Below are 17,338 nucleotides of genomic sequence, written 5' to 3' on the forward strand. Positions count from 1 at the left end.
CCATTGTTGCCCACATTCACCGTCACCTTCTTCTTATTGGGAGCAGTATGTCCGACCACCGAGTCGGACTGCGCGTCAAAAGAACAGGTGGCGGTTTTGGTTTAAAACATTGCCTTTGCTCTTTCGGCGCTCCGACATGAGAGAAGGACGCAGGCAATGACGAGTGAAACTGCATTGCAGACCAACGCACCTCTGGTGGCATGTACCATCAGCCGTGACGTGCAAAACTTCGATCTTTTGATCGAAGATATGGAGGACGCACTGGGCGAAGCCTGGGGTGATCTGTCATTCGATGATGCACGCCAATTTTTCCGTCAGCCTGATAGCGGTAGCCTGAAATTCGTGGCCGTGGCCATTGATCAACAGGACGAAAGCGCATTGGCGATGATCGCGGAGTTGATCAAATCCGCCAAGGTACAAGGCGTTAAGGTGATTTTGATCGCGGACGAAGTGTCGCCCATGGCGCTGCATCAGCTGTTACAATTAGGCGCCGAAGATTTCATTCCCTACCCGCTTCCAGAGAACGCATTGAACGAGGCTATTGCACGCCTTGACCGTCCTGAAAAAGCGCCGGCAGTCGATTTTGTCGAGACATCCGCAGGCACGCTCTACGGCAAGTCAAAGAGCAACCGCAATGGCGTGGTCTTGCCTGTGCAGGCCGTGTGCGGTGGCGCAGGGGCGACAACATTCGCCGTGAACCTCGCCTGGGAACTCGCCAATATCGAAAAGAAAGCACCTCAGCCACGCGTCCTTTTGATCGACCTCAACCTACAATACGGCTCGGTATCGACCTATCTCGACCTGCCACGCCGCGAGGCCGTGTACGAGCTTTTGACCTCAACCGAGTTGATGGATGATGACAGTTTTCGTCAGGCCTTGGTCGAGTTCAATGACACATTGGCCGTGATGACCGCGCCGCCTGACCTGCTCCCGCTCGACTTCATTAGCAGTGAGGACATCGAACGCTTGATCGACATGGCCAAATCGCAATTCGACTACGTGGTCGTGGATATGCCAACCACTTTGGTCAACTGGACCGAAGCCGTTTTGACCGCCTCCGAGTTCTATTTCGTCCCGTTCGAATTGGATCTGCGCTCGGCGCAAAACATCATGCGTCTGCGCACCGCCCTTCAGGCCGAAGATTTGCCATGGGAGAAACTGCGGTTCTTGTTGAACCGTGCACCCAAAGCCATGGACCTTAACGCGAAATCACGGATCAAACGCCTATCCGAGAACCTCGAAATTGCAATTGACGTGCAGCTACCGGACGGCGGCAAGATTGTCCGAGAAGCCTGCGATCAAGGTCTCCCACTTGCCCTTGAGGCCGCCAAATCCCCGCTGCGCAAAGAGATTATGAAACTCGCCGCATCGATACACGCCCACCAAGTAGAACATTTGGAAGCCGCCGAATAAGGCCGCCCAACTCCCTTGAGGAATACCGAGTATGTTTTCGAGATATAAAAAAGATGACGCCGCAAAGGCGCAACCCGTTCCAGAAGCCGCCGCCCCAAGGGCGACCGCGGCCCCAACAGGCGCGGCCCCGCACAAAACTGCGGTGACCAGACGTGTGATCGCAAAAGCGGCGCAGGTCGTCCCAGCGGACAAGGAAATCAAACGCAAGGAACGCATTTCAGACATCAAGGTCGAGATGCACAAACGCCTGCTCGAAGATCTCAATCTCTCCGCCCTCGAACAAGCGCCCGAGAAAGAGCTGCGCGCAGAGATTTCGGCCATCACCGCCGAGGCGCTCACCGATTTGGGCATGGTCCTCAACCGTGACGAGCGCGCAACATTGAACCAGAACCTCTATGACGAGGTGCGCGGTCTTGGCCCGCTTGAAACACTTTTGAAAGACGACACCGTCAACGATATTCTCGTAAACGGCCCGCAACAGATTTTTGTGGAACGTGATGGCAAACTGCAACTCACGGACATCACATTCAAAAACGAAAAGCACCTGTTGCGGATTATCGACAAAATCGTCTCCGCCGTGGGTCGCCGCGTCGATGAGAGCAACCCCTATGTGGATGCCCGTCTTGCCGATGGATCGCGCTTTAACGCCATGGTGCCGCCCGTGGCCGTGGATGGCTCGCTCGTCTCCATTCGTAAATTCAAAAAAGAGAAACTGGCGATCGACGATCTCGTGCGCTTTGGTGCCTTCACCGAAGAAATGGCCGTGTACCTTCAGGCCGCCGTGTCCTCGCGCCTCAACGTGATTGTATCAGGCGGTACGGGGTCGGGTAAAACCACCACGCTCAACGCCCTCTCGTCTTTTATCGACGACGATGAACGCATCCTCACAATTGAGGACACCGCCGAACTTCAACTCCAACAAACCCACGTGGGCCGCATGGAAAGTCGTCCTGCCAACGTCGAGGGCAAAGGCGCCGTGTCTCAACGCGATTGTCTCAAAAACGCCCTGCGTATGCGTCCCGACCGGATCATCGTCGGTGAAACCCGTGGCGAGGAAGTGATCGACATGCTTCAAGCGATGAACACCGGCCACGACGGATCAATGACCACGATCCACGCCAACTCCGCGCGTGATGGTGTGTCGCGTCTGGAAAACATGATCGCTATGGCCGGGATCGAAATGCCGCTCAAGGCCGTGCGCTCGCAAATCTCGTCGGCTGTGAACCTCATCGTTCAGGCCTCGCGCCTACAAGATGGCTCGCGCCGCATGACATCAATCACCGAAATCACCGGCATGGAAGGTGACGTCATCTCCATGCAAGAGGTGTTTCGCTATCAGCGCACCGGCTTGACGCCCGACAATAAAATCATCGGTCACTTCACGGCGACTGGTGTGCGGTCACACTTCTCCGAGCGGTTCCGCATGTGGGGCTACGATTTGCCCGCATCGCTATACGAACCCACGAAACCCTCTTAAGGCAGGTCAGGAAACGCCATGGTCCTTACTATTGAACCCATCATCTACGGGATTGTCTTTATCGCCGTGCTCTTACTTGTTGAGGGCATCTATCTCACCGTTTTCGGCAAGAGTATTTCGCTGAATTCAAAGGTGAACCGGCGCTATGAGATGCTTGAGAAAAACGGTGATCGCGAGCAGGTGCTCAACCAGCTTCGCAAGGAGATGGGCCAACACCTGCGCTCGCGCCAGATCCCGCTCTACTCCATCCTCGCCGAGAAAGCGCAAAAGGCCAATATTGCCTTTACGCCTGTCCAGCTCTTGATGGTTATGGGGTTTTTGGGTGCGTTCGCCTTTGTCGGCTTGACCATCGGAACCGCGACCTCTGTGCCAATACGTGCCATAGTGTCCGTCGTGATCGGGGTTGGTGCGGTGTTCGTCTGGATCAACGGCAAAGCCAAAAAGCGCCTGTCGATGATCGAGGAGCAACTGCCCGATGCGGTTGAGCTTATGGTACGTTCCTTGCGTGTCGGACACCCCTTTGCCAACGCACTAAACATTGTCGCCAAAGAAGTTCCCGATCCGTTGGGCACCGAAATGGGCGTGATCGCGGATGAAAGTGCGTACGGGCGCGATGTCGGCGAAGCTCTCAAAGATATGGCTGAACGCCTTGATATGCAGGATTTGCGCTTTCTCGCCGTGGCGGTGTCAATCCAACAACAATCAGGCGGCAACCTTGCCGAAGTACTGGATGGATTGGCCAAGGTGATCCGCTCACGCTTCAAACTGTTTCGACGCGTAAAGGCAATTACGGCTGAGGCCGCATGGTCGGGTAAGTTCCTGTCGGGCTTTCCTGTCGGCGCTCTCATCCTCATCGCGGTCGGCAAACCTGACTATTTCGACACCGTGAAAGACACAGGTGCCTTCATCCCTGCCGCCCTCATCGTCGCGGGATTTCTCGTCGCCAACGTCTTTGTGATGAAAGCTCTTGTGAACATCAAAGTTTGATCGACCCTTTGCCCGACAAGGCCAAAACGGCCCTACAAGGATACTCCCTATGACGGATCTTTTTACAAAACTACTCGGTGAAGAGCTTGGCCCCTTTGGTCCGCTGATCTTAATCGGTGTGCTTGGCGCCGTGATGATCCTCGCGGCGTTACTGATGCTGATGAACAAGCGGCGAGATCCGTTTGACCGCCTGACGGATTCAAGCCACGGCAAGGATCGCCATGTCAAAGGGGCGAAACTGCGCGACGAAAAAAAGGTCGACAAGCTCCAAAAATATGCGGCCTTTCTCGAACCGCAAAACGAAGAAGAGTATTCCGCAGCACAGCTCACCCTCATTCAGGCGGGGTATCGCGGCAAGAACGCCGTTCGCATGTTCCACTTTTCACAATTCGCATTGGGCCTGAGCCTTTTGGCGTTTGGTCTGATCCTCGCCATGATCAAAAGCCAGACACAAGAACTTAGCACCCAAGCAATGATCATGCATATCATCCTTCCGGGTGGTATTGGATACTACTTCCCAAAGTATTGGGTCACGCGCCGCGTTGAAGCCCGTAAGGAAGAAATCACCAACGGCTTTCCCGATGCGCTCGATCTCATGCTGGTTTGTGTTGAGGCGGGTCAATCACTGGATCAGTCAATTATCCGCGTTGCTCGCGAAATCCGTTCCGGCTTTCCCGCCCTTGCCGACGAATTCGACATCGTCAGTTTCGAGATCAAGGCGGGCAAGGATAAGGTCAATGTTCTACGCGATATGGCCGAACGCGCTGGCGTGGCCGATGTTGCGTCCTTTGTGACGGTACTTATTCAATCACAGGCCTTTGGGACGTCCATTGCCGATGCATTGCGGATATACGCCGCCGAAATGCGTGATAAACGCGTGATGCGCGCCGAAGAGGCCGCAAACAAGTTGCCTACCAAGATGACCCTTGCCACAATGATGCTCACCGTGCCGCCGCTGTTGATCATCCTGATTGGTCCGTCGGTCTATGATATTTACACGCTGCTCAACACCACAAAGTTCTAGCGAACACAAAGGTGGCGCGGCAAACTGAGCAAGGATACCTCAATGTCGCGCCGCCTATCGCGCCTGCCCTACTTTGCCGCGATCTGCGCGGCAAGCCTCGCCTTAGCCGCGTGCAACACGGGTGGCCTCAGCCAGCTCAAGGGAAGCCCTTATGCGCCCAGTGGCCTCAACTCATCCCAAACGTCCATAGACGGGCTATTGGTCGGGCACCGCCTGATGGAGGCGGGTGAATATGAGTTGGCGCTCAAATCCTACTACCGCGCGGCGGGCGAACAGGGCGTCACAGTTGATACCCTCTCGGCAATCGGGTCTGCGAACCTCAAATTGGGCCGTTTGGGACAAGCCGAAAGTGTTTTGCGCCGCGCCACGGATATGGACGAAACCTTTGTTCCTGCATGGAATAACTTGGGCGTTGTGTTGATGGAGCGCGGCAATTACGGCGAGGCCGAACGCGTGTTTCGCATCGCATTCGCCTTGGATAGTGGCCAATCTGCCGACATACGCGACAATTTGCGCTTGGCACTCGCCAAAATCGAAAACCCTGCATATATTGATGAAAACGAAAGTGATTTCGCTTTGGTGCGTCGTGGCACGGGGGATTATCTCCTACTGGCACGCTAGGTGGACCGTGGGGTCAAACCCCGATCTATGACAAAAGGATCCGAAAACGGGCCACGTCATAGCTATAAAACGGCCCCTTGAGCAGTCGAGCGAAACGAGCAGACATAAAGGGTGGCAGGCACCATGCGCAAAATTGTAATGATTTCGCTAGCTCTTACGGGCGCGATGGCTCTTTCGGGATGCGAAGGTGCCATGTCCGAAGTGAAGCGGGCAAAAACGGGCGTCAATGTGATTGACGAAAGCAACCTCAACGAATTGATGCTCGGCGCGGCCGACCCTAACGAGGCTGTGTCCTATTTCTCGCGCTCTGTTGCCCAAGACCCCTCGCGCTCAGACCTAAAACGCGGGCTTGCCAAATCGCTCATCCGGTCAGGCAACGCAGACGCCGCCGTCAAGGCATGGGAAGCCGTGATGAAACACGACGACGCGACCAGCGACGACCGTGTGGATTACGCCGATGCCCTGATCCGCATTGGCGATTGGAAAGGCGCGGAAAAGCAACTCAACGCCGTACCACCAACCCACGAGACCTATAAACGCTACCGCCTTGAGGCGATGATTGCCGACAGCAACCAAGAGTGGAAAAAAGCCGATAGTTTCTACGAAACCGCAGCCGGCCTAACCACCAAGCCCTCGTCCGTGCTCAACAACTGGGGCTACTCCAAATTGACACGCGGTGAATTTAAAGATGCCGAAGTCCTGTTTGGCCGCGCCATTACCTATGACCCCTCCCTCTTTACCGCCAAAAACAACATGGTGTTGGCGCGCGGAGCACAAGGTAAATACGATCTTCCTGTTGTCGAAATGACCCAGATCGAGCGCGCACAATTGCTCTACACCCTTGGCCTGTCTGCCGTGAAGTCGGGCGATGCCGTGATGGGTAAGGGACTGATCAAAGAGGCGATTGAAACGCATCCACAACACTTCGAGGCCGCCGTGCGCAGCTTGCGCGCCCTTGAGGACAATGTGACGAACTGATGCTGACACTTTCAACAGGTGCGGCCCTTTGGTTTCTTGTGGCCACTACGCCGGTGGCGTTTGTGAGCGCATTTAACGATCTCAAACGCATGAAATTGCCCAACGCATTGGTGTTGGTTTTGGTGGCGATCTATGTGATCAGCGGACCATTTGTGTTGTCGTTCGAGCAATATCTATGGGGCTTTGCGCACGGCGTCATCATGTACGGCGTCGGAATGTTTTTGTTCATGTTCGCAGGCGTTGGTGCGGGCGATGGTAAATTTGCCGCTGCGATGTCCATGTTCATTCCCTTGGCCGATGCCATGCCCGTACTGATGATCTTTTGCGCATTCTTACTTGGTGCATTTACGGCCCACCGCATCCTCCGCGCGGTCCCTGCCATACGCCGCGCCACACCCGATTGGGTGTCATGGGGCCACAATAAATTTCCGATGGGCCTCGCCTTGGCAGGCACGCTTATCACCTATTTCGCAATCGCAACCTTTGGTGCGTAGGACGATTTTTAGTCGCCACGCACAATCGGATACACCAAAAACAGATCGTCACGGATCGGGGCCAATACGCGCAGCCCCGCCCCCTCCAGTGCACTCAGCGCAGCCTTGCGGTATTGCACCGAATGGGCGCACAGCGGCACCACAATAGCATCCGCATTCTCAAGGCCCGGTGTTCCGGCGTAATACCACGGCGCCCCGCCTTTGAGCGGCGCAAAGCCGCCAATCATCCATACCATCGACGCAACATCCGCCATATAGAACTGTGTCTCGGGCGCGAAATTAAAGGGCGATTGTTTCAGCCGATCCGCAATATAGGTGTCAACGGCGGTATCACCAGAGACAAGCGCACAGCGCGGCAACGCTTCACCCAAAAATGTTGTGACCTCACGCGCTTTGCTCTCGGCCTGATAGTCATCTAACGCGGGAATTTCGTCCGCAAGAATACGGCGTGCAAAGACCACATTGGAGCGCTCGTTAAAGGCAAAGACATCATTGAACTTCGGTGCATCCGACATCAATACACTGTAGTTTTGCGTGTTCTCGGACAGGTGGCGAAACGGGCTTGTCACGATGTTTTGCAAGGACGGCATGATGAGCGCAAACGACACCAGCGCAAGCGCATTTAGCGCCGCCTTACCATCCGCATTGAACAAGACGCGCACCCCACGCGCAGGGCGATGTGCAAGCAAATAGATCGCCAAAAGGATGAGCCATTTGGGATCATTTCCAAAGTTTTGATAGGTCACGTAGATGAAGCCGGGGAGCAAAAGCATCAACAGCAATCCGGCACGGTCCTGACCGCTTTGCCGCAGCACCACCACCGACAAAATCGCCACAATTGTCGCAACGAGGAACTGCGGCCCGTTGATGATCTGCGCCAACGGCAAACCGGGGGCGGCGCGGGTTTCAGAGCGCGCCACCGTCAAAAGATCGCCTATATAAGCCTCGAAAATGCCAACCCCGAAAAACAACGCGATCAATGCAGCACATAGCGCGCCGGCAATCACACCAAACACAAGCGACGACACGGCACGCCGCATCACCAACGCCAAAACAATCGGGACAAAGAATGCGACAAAATACGTAGGCTTGGACATCGCCAAACCCGTGAGCGCGAGTGCAATAAACACCCCGTCAAGGCGCGGGTTTACGTGATCGTCATGCGGCGGCACCACCGCGAGCAAAATCGCGACAAAGGCCATCACCCACGCCCAGCGATTGTAATACATGGAGACAGACACCGACAACATATCCTCGCCGTGCACAAGCGCCAGAACGAGTGCGATGCAGACCACGCCAAACACCCACGATGTCACACCGGTCAGCCGCGAGGTGCCCACGCGCCAAACTATGGGCGCGAGGATCAACGCCACCAAAATCTGTCCCGCGATAAAGGCCTGACCAATACCAAACCCCGCCTTGGCCATCACCGCCACGGGCACCAAGGCCATCAATCCAATCGGTGTCTCGAAATCAACATGGGGCACCTGCCCCATCACCATACGCGCCACCATGTCGACCATGTAGGCCGTATCACCCTCAAAGCGGTCGATATACAACCCGCCCTTGGCCAAGCCGACCCCACCCAAAAGCGCGATCAACCCCGCCAAAACCAATGCGTAGCGCGTTGATGAAATCTTGCCCATTTTTACCATGCCTTTGATGACTGTTCGCATCTTTAGTTTGCGCACACGCTACGGCCAAATGCGTCAGCAAAAAAGGGACAAAGACCAAAATGCGGCCTTATTGGTGCCGAATTTCCCCAATATCCAAATCGTGACCCATCCAGTTGCGCCACCAACGCGCGACACGAGCAATGTGAAAGATCGCGCGATGAATATGCAAGTGCAGCCCAACGTCTTGGCCCCGACCCAACCCAAAACACTGGCGGAAACGGGCCTGAATATGGTCATGATGCGCGATATCTTACTCAAGACCATGTTTCGCACCAACCAAGAGCATGTGACGCAGCTGTCGCAATCCATGTGCTTGCCTGCCACCTTAACCCAAGATTTGGTAGACAATGTACGCGAACAAGGCCTCGTTGAGGCAACGGGAACGCTGCACGCGGGATCAAGTTCCGAAATGGGATTTCGTCTCTCGGACACCGGAAAAGCGCGTGCGCTCGACGCGCTGTCGCAATCCGAATACTTTGGCCCGATGCCAATCCCGCTCGCGCGTTACGCCGAACAGGTCAAAAAGCAATCCGTGCGCAATATGATGATCACGCGCGCCGCCCTCACGGGCGCAATGGGCCATCTTATTTTGCCGCCGGACCTTTTGGACCAACTCGGACCAGCCGTAGGTGCGGGCCGCTCGATCCTAATGTACGGCCCACCGGGCAACGGAAAATCATCGATTTCAAACGGTATCCGTGACGCACTTGGCGATCTGATCTATGTGCCGCGGGCGATCGAATACAACGGGATGGTGGTCACCGTCTATGACCCCCTCATGCACGTCAAACGCGAGGAAAATGAGGATAGCGCGACCGCCCTTCGTCGCACGGCCAACCGCTTTGATCGTCGCTACGTGCGCTGTGAACGTCCGACCGTGGTGACGGGCGGTGAGTTATCGCTCGACATGCTTGATCTTGTCTACAACCCGACCGCACGTACGTATCAGGCCCCGCTTCAACTAAAATCCACGGGTGGCATTTTCATCGTCGATGACCTTGGCCGCCAAGAGGATCCACCGCAAAAACTGGTCAACCGTTGGATTGTCCCGCTCGAAGAGAACAAGGATATTCTAGCGCTTCAATCGGGCGAAAAGTTCGAGGTGCCATTTGACACCTTGGTGATTTTCTCTACCAACTTCCACCCAAACGAGATTTTCGACAAAGCCGCGTTGCGCCGCATCTTCTACAAAATCAAAATCGACGGGCCTGATCAGGCCGGCTTTCTCAAAATCTTTGCGATGGTCGCCAAGAAAAAAGGTGTGCCCCTCAATGAGGCCGCCCTCGTGTATCTGCTCAAACACAAGTACGCGACAATCAACAACGTCTACGCCAACTATCAGCCGGTGTTTTTGATCGATCAAATCATGGCCATTTGCGACTTTGACGGGCTACCGTATCAAATGACACCCGACCTCATTGACCGCGCATGGGCCAATATGTTCGTGAAAGAAAGCCATTTCGACCACTAAACGCGCCCAAATCGCCACCGCGACGATGAAGGTGCAATTCAAAATGGCGTTAGATTTTCTAACTTTCCAAACGCCCGCATCCACGTCATGCTCCCGTAAAGGGAGAACAATCTATGACAAAAATCGGAGTGGCTGGCGTTGGTCGGATGGGGGGCGGAATGCTCACCAATTTGCGCAAAAATGGAATTGACGCGGTGGGGTTCGACATTCGTGATCCGTCCGAATTCACCCTCCCCGTTACCAACGACATTGCGCAATTTGCGAACGGGCTAACAACGCTCATCACTGTGGTGCGCGATGGCGATCAAACCGATGCGCTCTTGCTCGAGACACAAAAGATGATTGAGGCGGCAACCGATCTTAAGACGCTTATCATCTCGTCCACGCTATCGCCGCGCTACCTCTTGGCGCTGCGCGAAAAACTACCTGCCGACCTAAACGTGATCGATGCGCCAATGTCAGGGGCCGAAGTTGGCGCCCGCGAAGGCACACTTGCGTTTATGATCGGCGGCACCGAGGCGCAAGTTGCAGACAATATGACGCTGTTTGAGGGTATGGGAAAAACGATCAAACACATGGGCGAGTTTTCCATGGGCGCACAGGCGAAAGTCCTCAACAACATGCTGTGCGCAAGCCACGTCATCGTGGGGCGTTTGGCCCTTGATTGGGCGCGAGAGGCGGGTTTGGACGAGGACAAACTGCTTGATCTCTTCGAGGGGGCAACCTCGCAAAACTGGTTTACGTCACGCTACAAAGACATCGAATTTGCCAAGCACGGCTACGAGCCAAACAACACGATCGCGATCTTTATAAAGGATCTCGGCTGTATGATCGATGCCGCCCCAGAGGGCGCATCAACGGCCATTCCACAGATCATGATCGACGGCATGCGCGCCCTCAAACCTGTCGACTAACATGATAGAACCAACGGCATCGGGCACACATTTGGCCCGATGCACGGCCATCCATTGGCCAACAAAAATTCCACCGGCTTTCCGTCTGAACGGCGCTAGGCGGTCAAACCCTTGGGCTCGGCCAAACCGTGTGCGCGGCAACACGCCGTCAATGTATTGGCCAAAAGACACGCGATTGTCATGGGCCCCACGCCACCCGGAACGGGAGTAATCGCACCGGCGTTCTGCGCGGCCTGTGCGTAATTTACGTCCCCCACGAGGCGCGATTTCCCCTCGCCTTTTTCAGGTGCAGCAACGCGGTTGATCCCCACATCAATCACCGTCGCGCCCTTTTTAATCCAGTCACCCGGCACAAATTCGGCACGCCCCACGGCGGCCACAACGATGTCTGCACGGCGCACAACATCTGCGAGGTCTTTGGTGCGCGAATGCGCCACCGTAACGGTGCAACTGTCACCCAACAAAAGCTGTGCCATCGGTTTGCCCACGATATTGGACCGCCCGATCACAACCGCATTCAACCCCGACAACGAGCCAAGATGATCGCGCAGCATCATTAAACAGCCAAGCGGCGTACACGGGACCATCGCCTTTTGGCCCGTAGCCAGCCGACCAACATTGGAGATGTGAAACCCGTCAACGTCCTTTTCGGGCGCGATCGCATTAATCACGAGGCTCTCGTCAAGGTGCTTGGGAAGCGGCAACTGCACCAAAATGCCATGCACATCACTATCCGCATTGAGTTGCTCAATGAGCGCCAGCAAATCGGCCTCGGCCGTCTCGGCAGGCAATCTGTGCTCATAGGAATTCATTCCAACTTCGACGGTCAATTTGCCTTTGGAGCGCACGTAGACTTCGGATGCCGGATCGTCCCCAACCAAAACAACGGCCAATCCCGGTGTGATGTTTTGCGCTTCTTTAATGCGGGCAACGTGATCGGCCACTTTGGCACGCACGGTCGCGGCAAAGGCTTTTCCGTCGATGATTTGAGCTGTCATGATGTCGGTCCTTGATTGGTCTGTTCGGGGGGCATTGCGCGCTCTTCGCGGGCAATCATATTCTCGATCATGAGGCGCCACATGGCCGCGGCGGTCTCCGGCTCAAACCCGTCTGCTTGTGCGGCGGATCGTACCTTTGCCACGACATCCTCAACACGGGCGTCAATGCGCGCGGGTAGGCCCGCTGCGGGCTTGATCTGTGCGGCGCGATCGATGTGCTTTTGGCGTAGCGCCAACAGGCGGATCAACGCGCGGTCGATCTCGTCAATCTGCACCCGCAGATCATCCATGGTGTCAAAGTCTTGCGGCGATTTAAATGTCATGTCGCGGCCTCCGCGCCCGCTGTAGCACGGGTTTTGTGGGGTTTGAAGATCACGCTTTACTCGTAATCATAAAAAATCGCTCCTACGGGAACAACGCGCCCCTTTGGCACGCATCGGGTGGAACGGATTATCTTGGCTTGTACGGCGCATCATCCGTCCGCCACCAGATCGCCCCAATGAAAAACCGCGCCCCAATGGGCGCGGTTCTAACGTGTCATGTATCCGTGTTGCAAAGCCAACTTACGCAGAAGGTTCCGGCTCCATGTCACCATCCGCTTTCGGCTTGGCACGGGTTTTAGGCACGGCCGTCACGGACGGCGTTCCTGTATCCGAAGACGATGAGTTGTCATCATCATCCCCACGATTGAGCGCCTCGCCTGCGATCACTTTTTGGATTTCTGCGCCGGTCAACGTCTCATATTCCAAAAGCCCCTGCGCGAGATTTTCAAGGTCTTGACCTTGCTCGGTCAGGATGCGGCGCGCCGTCTCATAGCCGGTATCGATGATCTCTTTGACCTTTTCATCGATCAGCTTTTGGGTGTCTTGCGAGTGGCTCGTGCCGCCGCCATAGCTCCCCAAATGGCTGTCTTGCTCGTTGGCATAATCCACATATCCAAGCTCGTCGGCAAAACCGAACTGCGTGACCATAGCGCGTGCGATACGGGTCGCTTGTTGGATGTCGGATGAGGCCCCAGATGTGATGTTTTCCTTGCCGAAAATCAGTTCTTCGGCGACACGCCCGCCCATCGCCATGGCGATTTTCGAGGTGTATTTGGTCCAGCTGACAGACAATTGATCCCGCTCCGGCAACGAGAGAACCAGACCCAATGCACGGCCGCGTGGAATGATCGTCGCCTTGTGGATCGGATCGTGCTGCGGCACGTTGAGGCCCACAACGGCGTGACCCGCTTCGTGGTAGGCGGTCAGCTTTTTCTCGTCCTCGGTCATGACCATGGAGCGGCGCTCCGCGCCCATCATCACTTTGTCCTTGGCGTTCTCAAAGTCTTCCATTGTCACGAAACGACGACCGATACGCGCCGCAGTCAGAGCGGCCTCGTTGACAAGGTTGGCAAGATCGGCGCCCGAGAACCCCGGTGTTCCGCGCGCAATGATGCGCAGATCGACGTTAGGGCCAAGCGGCACTTTGCGCGCATGCACGCCCAAGATTTTCTCGCGACCTTTAATGTCGGGGTTTGGCACCTGAACCTGACGGTCAAAACGGCCAGGGCGCAACAGCGCGGGGTCGAGCACATCAGGGCGGTTGGTCGCCGCAACGATGATGATACCCTCATTGGCGTCAAAGCCGTCCATCTCGACAAGCAACTGGTTGAGCGTTTGTTCGCGCTCGTCGTTACCGCCACCGTAGCCTGCGCCACGTGAGCGACCGACCGCGTCGATCTCGTCGATAAAGATGATGCATGGCGCGTTCTTTTTACCCTGTTCGAACATGTCGCGCACACGGCTTGCGCCGACACCCACGAACATTTCGACAAAGTCGGAACCAGAAATGGTAAAGAACGGCACACCTGCCTCGCCCGCAATCGCGCGTGCAAGCAGGGTTTTACCTGTACCGGGAGGACCAACAAGCAATGCGCCTTTGGGGATTTTACCACCAAGCGCCGAGAACTTTTGTGGATTGCGAAGGAACTCGACAATCTCTTCAAGCTCTTCTTTGGCCTCGTCGATGCCTGCGACATCATCAAAGGTCACACGACCATGTTTCTCTGTGAGCAACTTGGCCTTGGATTTGCCAAAGCCCATCGCGCCACCTTTGCCGCCGCCCTGCATCCGGTTCATGAAATAAATCCACACACCGATGATCAAAACGAATGGCAAGAAGGTCATGAGAACTGTGACGAACCCGCTCTCTTCTTGTGGCGTGCCTTTGACGGAGACGCCTTTGGATACCAACTCGCGCGCGATATCACGATCACCGGGGTTGATGGCGTAGCTGCGACGATTGTCAGAACCGGTGAAGATAAGCCGTTCACCGTCGATCTCGACAGAGGATACCTCCCCATCGTCAACGCGCTGCATTAGGTCGGAATATGCGATCTCGTTTGATGCCATGGACGCCTGATTGCCCCCAATGACATTAAACAAAGCCACAACGAGCATCAAAAGCACAAGCCAGAAGGCGAGATTACGTGCGTTACCCAAGGGTGGTCTCCTCAAAATACCTTACCCGCGCAGACGAGCGCGGGGCTTTCCCTTAAAATAGGGATCGAACGCATAAGTTCAATGCGATAAAAGCGAAGTATAGAAGTGACCGCTCGGAAATATCAATTCTGCGCGCGCCACACCAAAGCTTGCGGCCGGTGCAGACACGAGAATAGGGCCGCGAAATATCGCGGGTGACGATTTGAGACTTTCGCGTGGCGGCCAGTTTTGTTGGCGCTCACCCAGTTGCGCCAATCCGTCATCACCAAGAGCGCGCACAATTTCTTTTGCATTTTCAGACCCTTGAACGCGCCAACGCCCATCCCATACCTGACCTACGCCACAGGTGGCCCCTACGACCGCGCTATGTTCACGGGTCATGCGCAAGGTGTCACTCCCCCCCAACAGGCGTACACCGTGCAGCGTGGCATCGCGTCCGCGAGAAATCGCCGCTAAGAATTCTTGTAGCTTTACACCACGCGGTCCGTAGTCAGCCGAGGCAATCCACCGCAGGGCATGCGCCACCAAACGACGATTTATCTCTGGCGCCGCGTCCATAAAGCCACGTCGATTGAGGATCAAATCCCCACCCTCGACCGAAATACAATCAAGCGCGTGGTCATGCGTGGCAAAATCCAAGGCTGATCGCACCTGTCCAAGATGATCCATCACACGCCCCACAACATGCATATCAAGGCCAAGAGGCTTCAACTGCTCCATAGCTTTGCGGGCCTTCACACGGTCATAGGTCTCATCCTCATTGGTCGGATCATCAATCCACACCTGTTTAAGGCGGCGCAAATAGTCGCGCAGCTCAGAGCGCTCTTGCATCAATAACGGGCGCACCCATGTGATGCCCTCAGAAGTGCGGCGGCGCTGCATGCCTGTAAGGCCATCGATGCCCGACGCCCGCGCAAGTCGCATAAAAAACGTCTCGGCCTGATCATCAGCGGTATGGCCAAGGGCGATCGTATCGATCCCTCGGTCTTTGGCCCACTGCGCCATCAAACTATAGCGCGCACGGCGTGCCGCATCTTGGACATTGCCGTGCCCATCCCAATCCGTCCATGTCAACGTATCGTGTTTGAGATCGAGGGTGTCACAGGTCTGCGCCACAAAGCGCGCTTCGCTCGCGGCCTCAGGGCGCAATGCGTGATTCACGGTGACAACCTCTAGAGCAACCCCCTCGCCCTGCGCCCAGTCCGCCAAAAGACGCAAAAGCGCAATACTGTCGCCCCCACCGGACACGGCCACACCAAGCTTTGCGGGCTTGTCATAGGCAAACGCAGAGGCAAGTTGGTGGCGCAACATGGCTAACCCTGCCGCGCGCGGCCCTGTGTCGTCTGTCATTGTGTGTATCTCTATTCTGCGCGGCTACGGACAACCGATGGTTTGACGCGCGGCCTGTGCCTCCGCGTCCTCAGGCGCACCGGGGAAGCGGTTTCCAACCTCGGTGAGCATCACACAACCACGATCCGTTTGCCCCAAAGCCGCCAATGACATGCCCAAACGCAAGAGCGCTGACGGGGCGCGGTCCCCCTCGGGTGCTGTCGAAAAACTGTCGAGATAGGCGCGCGCCGCCTCTGATGTCTGGCCCAATTGTGTGAGGGCTTCGCCGCGCATAAACTGGCTTTCACCCGTGAGAGAACCGCCCGTATACGTCATTGCGAACATCTCAAACGCTGCGGCCGCATCCTCAAACTGTGCCTCCTCATACAGGCCCATTGCATGATCGAAATCAGACTGCTCCGTCATGGCCATTGAACCCACCCCATCCATAGGGGCGTCCGCACCCGGCCCTGAGGCCACGGCGGGTGCCGTCTCGGCCACGCCCCCGAGTGGTTCAAGGGGCGGAAGAGCGCCGATATCGCACCCCGCCTCTAACTCGCATAGACGAAAATTGAGATCATCGAGCTGGTTCGTTCCGTCCTTGACCACTTGGCCAATGCGGTATTCCAACTCTTCGACTTTTGCCGTCAGGCGCGACAAAGCCGCCTCCATCAAGTCCACACGCTCAAGCGTGCTTTCGCCCGCAAAGGCGGTGTTTGGCGCACCCGTTGTGCTCAACTCGCGTGTCAGCTTGGTAATCTCCACCGACAACACCGCCGCCTCTTGCCGGATATCGGCCAGAGTTTGCGTGTCTTGGGCGAAACCGCCCTGTGCCGTCAGTATGCAAAGGGCAGATACCGCCCCAAAGATCACCCGTTTCATCGCGTGCGCCTCACTTTGTTTGTGTCGTAACTTAGATTAGCTAATACCTGCGCCCGCAGCCAAAACCGTCACAGCGCGCCGGTTTTGCGCGTAACAGCTTTCATCCGAACACACCGCCAACGGACGCTCTTTGCCGTAGGTCACGGTCTTGAGGCGCGCAGGGTTAATCCCTTGCGAGATCAAGAACGCCTGAACAGCCGCAGCACGGCGTGAACCGAGGGCAAGGTTGTACTCGCGCGTGCCTTGCTCATCGGCGTGGCCCTCAATAATCGTCGTGTAATCGGGATTGTCCAACAACCACTGGGCCTGACCGCGTAGCGTTTCACGTCCCGTGTCGGTCAATGTGGATTGATCCACAAGGAACAAGACGCGATCTCCAATTGTCTGGTTGAAATAGGCAACGGAGGTTGGGTCATTCAAAGATCCCTCAACAATGCCCCCATTCGCACCATTCGCGCCAAACCCGTCCGCACCCGCACCACCGGCGCCAAAACGACCCGGATTGGTACAGGCCGAAAGGCCCAAGGCGGCAATTAAAAGGACTGCTCGTGTAGCAGGTGCTTTGAAAAATGTTGTCATATCCGTCATCCT

At 56.0% G+C, this 17,338-nt stretch carries 16 protein-coding genes; 9 read left to right on the forward strand and 7 right to left on the reverse strand.

Annotation, left to right across the window (positions count from 1 at the left end; all coding sequences use genetic code 11):
- The first annotated feature begins 156 nt into the window (after nucleotides 1–156).
- The 7 genes from IMCC12053_RS13125 to IMCC12053_RS13155 all read left to right on the forward strand — a co-directional run bounded on the left by IMCC12053_RS13125 (nucleotide 157) and on the right by IMCC12053_RS13155 (nucleotide 6,994).
- Nucleotides 157–1,413 carry a CpaE/TadZ family protein gene (locus IMCC12053_RS13125; RefSeq protein ID WP_062219755.1) on the forward strand — a complete coding sequence of 419 codons (1,257 nt, stop codon included), beginning with the start codon at nucleotides 157–159 and terminating at the stop codon, nucleotides 1,411–1,413.
- Nucleotides 1,414–1,444: 31 nt separating this feature from the next.
- Nucleotides 1,445–2,890, forward strand: a complete 1,446-nt coding sequence (locus IMCC12053_RS13130) for a TadA family conjugal transfer-associated ATPase (RefSeq protein ID WP_062219766.1) — start codon at nucleotides 1,445–1,447, stop codon at nucleotides 2,888–2,890.
- Between the two features lie 18 nt (nucleotides 2,891–2,908).
- Complete coding sequence (locus IMCC12053_RS13135) at nucleotides 2,909–3,877, forward strand: type II secretion system F family protein (protein WP_062219768.1); 969 nt, start codon at nucleotides 2,909–2,911, stop codon at nucleotides 3,875–3,877.
- Between the two features lie 49 nt (nucleotides 3,878–3,926).
- Entirely contained in the window at nucleotides 3,927–4,901 is a 975-nt protein-coding gene (locus IMCC12053_RS13140) for a type II secretion system F family protein (protein WP_062219770.1), read from the forward strand.
- Nucleotides 4,902–4,943: 42 nt separating this feature from the next.
- Nucleotides 4,944–5,522 (forward strand): tetratricopeptide repeat protein, encoded by a 579-nt coding sequence (locus IMCC12053_RS13145; protein ID WP_062219771.1) that lies wholly within the window; start codon nucleotides 4,944–4,946, stop codon nucleotides 5,520–5,522.
- A 123-nt stretch (nucleotides 5,523–5,645) separates the two neighbouring features.
- Nucleotides 5,646–6,500, forward strand: coding sequence for a tetratricopeptide repeat protein (locus IMCC12053_RS13150; RefSeq protein WP_062219773.1), 855 nt, complete (start codon nucleotides 5,646–5,648; stop codon nucleotides 6,498–6,500).
- The gene (locus tag IMCC12053_RS13155) at nucleotides 6,500–6,994 is read left to right on the forward strand and encodes an A24 family peptidase (RefSeq protein ID WP_062219776.1); all 495 of its coding nucleotides are present in this window, start codon (nucleotides 6,500–6,502) and stop codon (nucleotides 6,992–6,994) included. Before IMCC12053_RS13150 ends, IMCC12053_RS13155 begins: the two co-directional genes overlap by 1 nt.
- An 8-nt stretch (nucleotides 6,995–7,002) precedes the next feature.
- Here the strand turns inward: IMCC12053_RS13155 and IMCC12053_RS13160 are convergent, their stop codons facing one another.
- Nucleotides 7,003–8,640, reverse strand: a complete 1,638-nt coding sequence (locus IMCC12053_RS13160) for a hypothetical protein (protein ID WP_143090005.1) — start codon at nucleotides 8,638–8,640, stop codon at nucleotides 7,003–7,005.
- A 187-nt stretch (nucleotides 8,641–8,827) separates the two neighbouring features.
- Here IMCC12053_RS13160 and IMCC12053_RS13165 point away from each other — a divergent pair, with 187 nt between their 5' ends.
- Both IMCC12053_RS13165 and IMCC12053_RS13170 read left to right on the forward strand, forming a co-directional pair.
- Entirely contained in the window at nucleotides 8,828–10,141 is a 1,314-nt protein-coding gene (locus IMCC12053_RS13165; protein ID WP_062221340.1) for a P-loop NTPase family protein, read from the forward strand.
- A gap of 113 nt (nucleotides 10,142–10,254) precedes the next feature.
- Complete coding sequence (locus IMCC12053_RS13170) at nucleotides 10,255–11,055, forward strand: NAD(P)-dependent oxidoreductase (RefSeq protein WP_062219780.1); 801 nt, start codon at nucleotides 10,255–10,257, stop codon at nucleotides 11,053–11,055.
- A 95-nt stretch (nucleotides 11,056–11,150) separates the two neighbouring features.
- On the opposite strand, the gene folD is transcribed toward IMCC12053_RS13170, so the two are convergent.
- The 6 genes from folD to pal form a co-directional block, all read right to left on the reverse strand.
- Nucleotides 11,151–12,053 (reverse strand): bifunctional methylenetetrahydrofolate dehydrogenase/methenyltetrahydrofolate cyclohydrolase FolD, encoded by a 903-nt coding sequence (folD, locus tag IMCC12053_RS13175; RefSeq protein WP_062219782.1) that lies wholly within the window; start codon nucleotides 12,051–12,053, stop codon nucleotides 11,151–11,153.
- Nucleotides 12,050–12,376, reverse strand: coding sequence for a chorismate mutase (locus IMCC12053_RS13180; RefSeq protein WP_062219784.1), 327 nt, complete (start codon nucleotides 12,374–12,376; stop codon nucleotides 12,050–12,052). The genes folD and IMCC12053_RS13180 overlap by 4 nt, the downstream gene beginning before the upstream one ends.
- Nucleotides 12,377–12,616: 240 nt before the next feature.
- Nucleotides 12,617–14,536, reverse strand: a complete 1,920-nt coding sequence (ftsH, locus tag IMCC12053_RS13185) for an ATP-dependent zinc metalloprotease FtsH (protein ID WP_062219786.1) — start codon at nucleotides 14,534–14,536, stop codon at nucleotides 12,617–12,619.
- 78 nt (nucleotides 14,537–14,614) lie between these two features.
- Entirely contained in the window at nucleotides 14,615–15,886 is a 1,272-nt protein-coding gene (gene tilS / locus IMCC12053_RS13190) for a tRNA lysidine(34) synthetase TilS (protein WP_062219788.1), read from the reverse strand.
- Between the two features lie 24 nt (nucleotides 15,887–15,910).
- Nucleotides 15,911–16,747, reverse strand: coding sequence for a tol-pal system protein YbgF (gene ybgF / locus IMCC12053_RS13195; protein ID WP_062219790.1), 837 nt, complete (start codon nucleotides 16,745–16,747; stop codon nucleotides 15,911–15,913).
- Between the two features lie 36 nt (nucleotides 16,748–16,783).
- Entirely contained in the window at nucleotides 16,784–17,326 is a 543-nt protein-coding gene (pal, locus tag IMCC12053_RS13200; protein ID WP_062219792.1) for a peptidoglycan-associated lipoprotein Pal, read from the reverse strand.
- Nucleotides 17,327–17,338 lie beyond the last annotated feature (12 nt).

It is taken from the genome of Celeribacter marinus, from assembly GCF_001308265.1.
Taxonomy (GTDB): Bacteria; Pseudomonadota; Alphaproteobacteria; order Rhodobacterales; family Rhodobacteraceae; genus Celeribacter; species Celeribacter marinus.

Excerpts from the sequence above, each read along its gene's own strand:
- IMCC12053_RS13125 (WP_062219755.1), top strand. The coding sequence starts at position 157 with ATGACGAGTGAAACTGCATTGCAGACCAACGCACCTCTGGTGGCATGT.
- IMCC12053_RS13130 (WP_062219766.1), top strand. The coding sequence starts at position 1,445 with ATGTTTTCGAGATATAAAAAAGATGACGCCGCAAAGGCGCAACCCGTT.
- IMCC12053_RS13135 (WP_062219768.1), top strand. The coding sequence starts at position 2,909 with ATGGTCCTTACTATTGAACCCATCATCTACGGGATTGTCTTTATCGCC.
- IMCC12053_RS13140 (WP_062219770.1), top strand. The coding sequence starts at position 3,927 with ATGACGGATCTTTTTACAAAACTACTCGGTGAAGAGCTTGGCCCCTTT.
- IMCC12053_RS13145 (WP_062219771.1), top strand. The coding sequence starts at position 4,944 with ATGTCGCGCCGCCTATCGCGCCTGCCCTACTTTGCCGCGATCTGCGCG.
- IMCC12053_RS13150 (WP_062219773.1), top strand. The coding sequence starts at position 5,646 with ATGCGCAAAATTGTAATGATTTCGCTAGCTCTTACGGGCGCGATGGCT.
- IMCC12053_RS13155 (WP_062219776.1), top strand. The coding sequence starts at position 6,500 with ATGCTGACACTTTCAACAGGTGCGGCCCTTTGGTTTCTTGTGGCCACT.
- IMCC12053_RS13160 (WP_143090005.1), bottom strand. The coding sequence starts at position 8,640 with ATGGGCAAGATTTCATCAACGCGCTACGCATTGGTTTTGGCGGGGTTG.
- IMCC12053_RS13165 (WP_062221340.1), top strand. The coding sequence starts at position 8,828 with ATGAATATGCAAGTGCAGCCCAACGTCTTGGCCCCGACCCAACCCAAA.
- IMCC12053_RS13170 (WP_062219780.1), top strand. The coding sequence starts at position 10,255 with ATGACAAAAATCGGAGTGGCTGGCGTTGGTCGGATGGGGGGCGGAATG.
- folD (WP_062219782.1), bottom strand. The coding sequence starts at position 12,053 with ATGACAGCTCAAATCATCGACGGAAAAGCCTTTGCCGCGACCGTGCGT.
- IMCC12053_RS13180 (WP_062219784.1), bottom strand. The coding sequence starts at position 12,376 with ATGACATTTAAATCGCCGCAAGACTTTGACACCATGGATGATCTGCGG.
- tilS (WP_062219788.1), bottom strand. The coding sequence starts at position 15,886 with ATGACAGACGACACAGGGCCGCGCGCGGCAGGGTTAGCCATGTTGCGC.
- ybgF (WP_062219790.1), bottom strand. The coding sequence starts at position 16,747 with ATGAAACGGGTGATCTTTGGGGCGGTATCTGCCCTTTGCATACTGACG.
- pal (WP_062219792.1), bottom strand. The coding sequence starts at position 17,326 with ATGACAACATTTTTCAAAGCACCTGCTACACGAGCAGTCCTTTTAATT.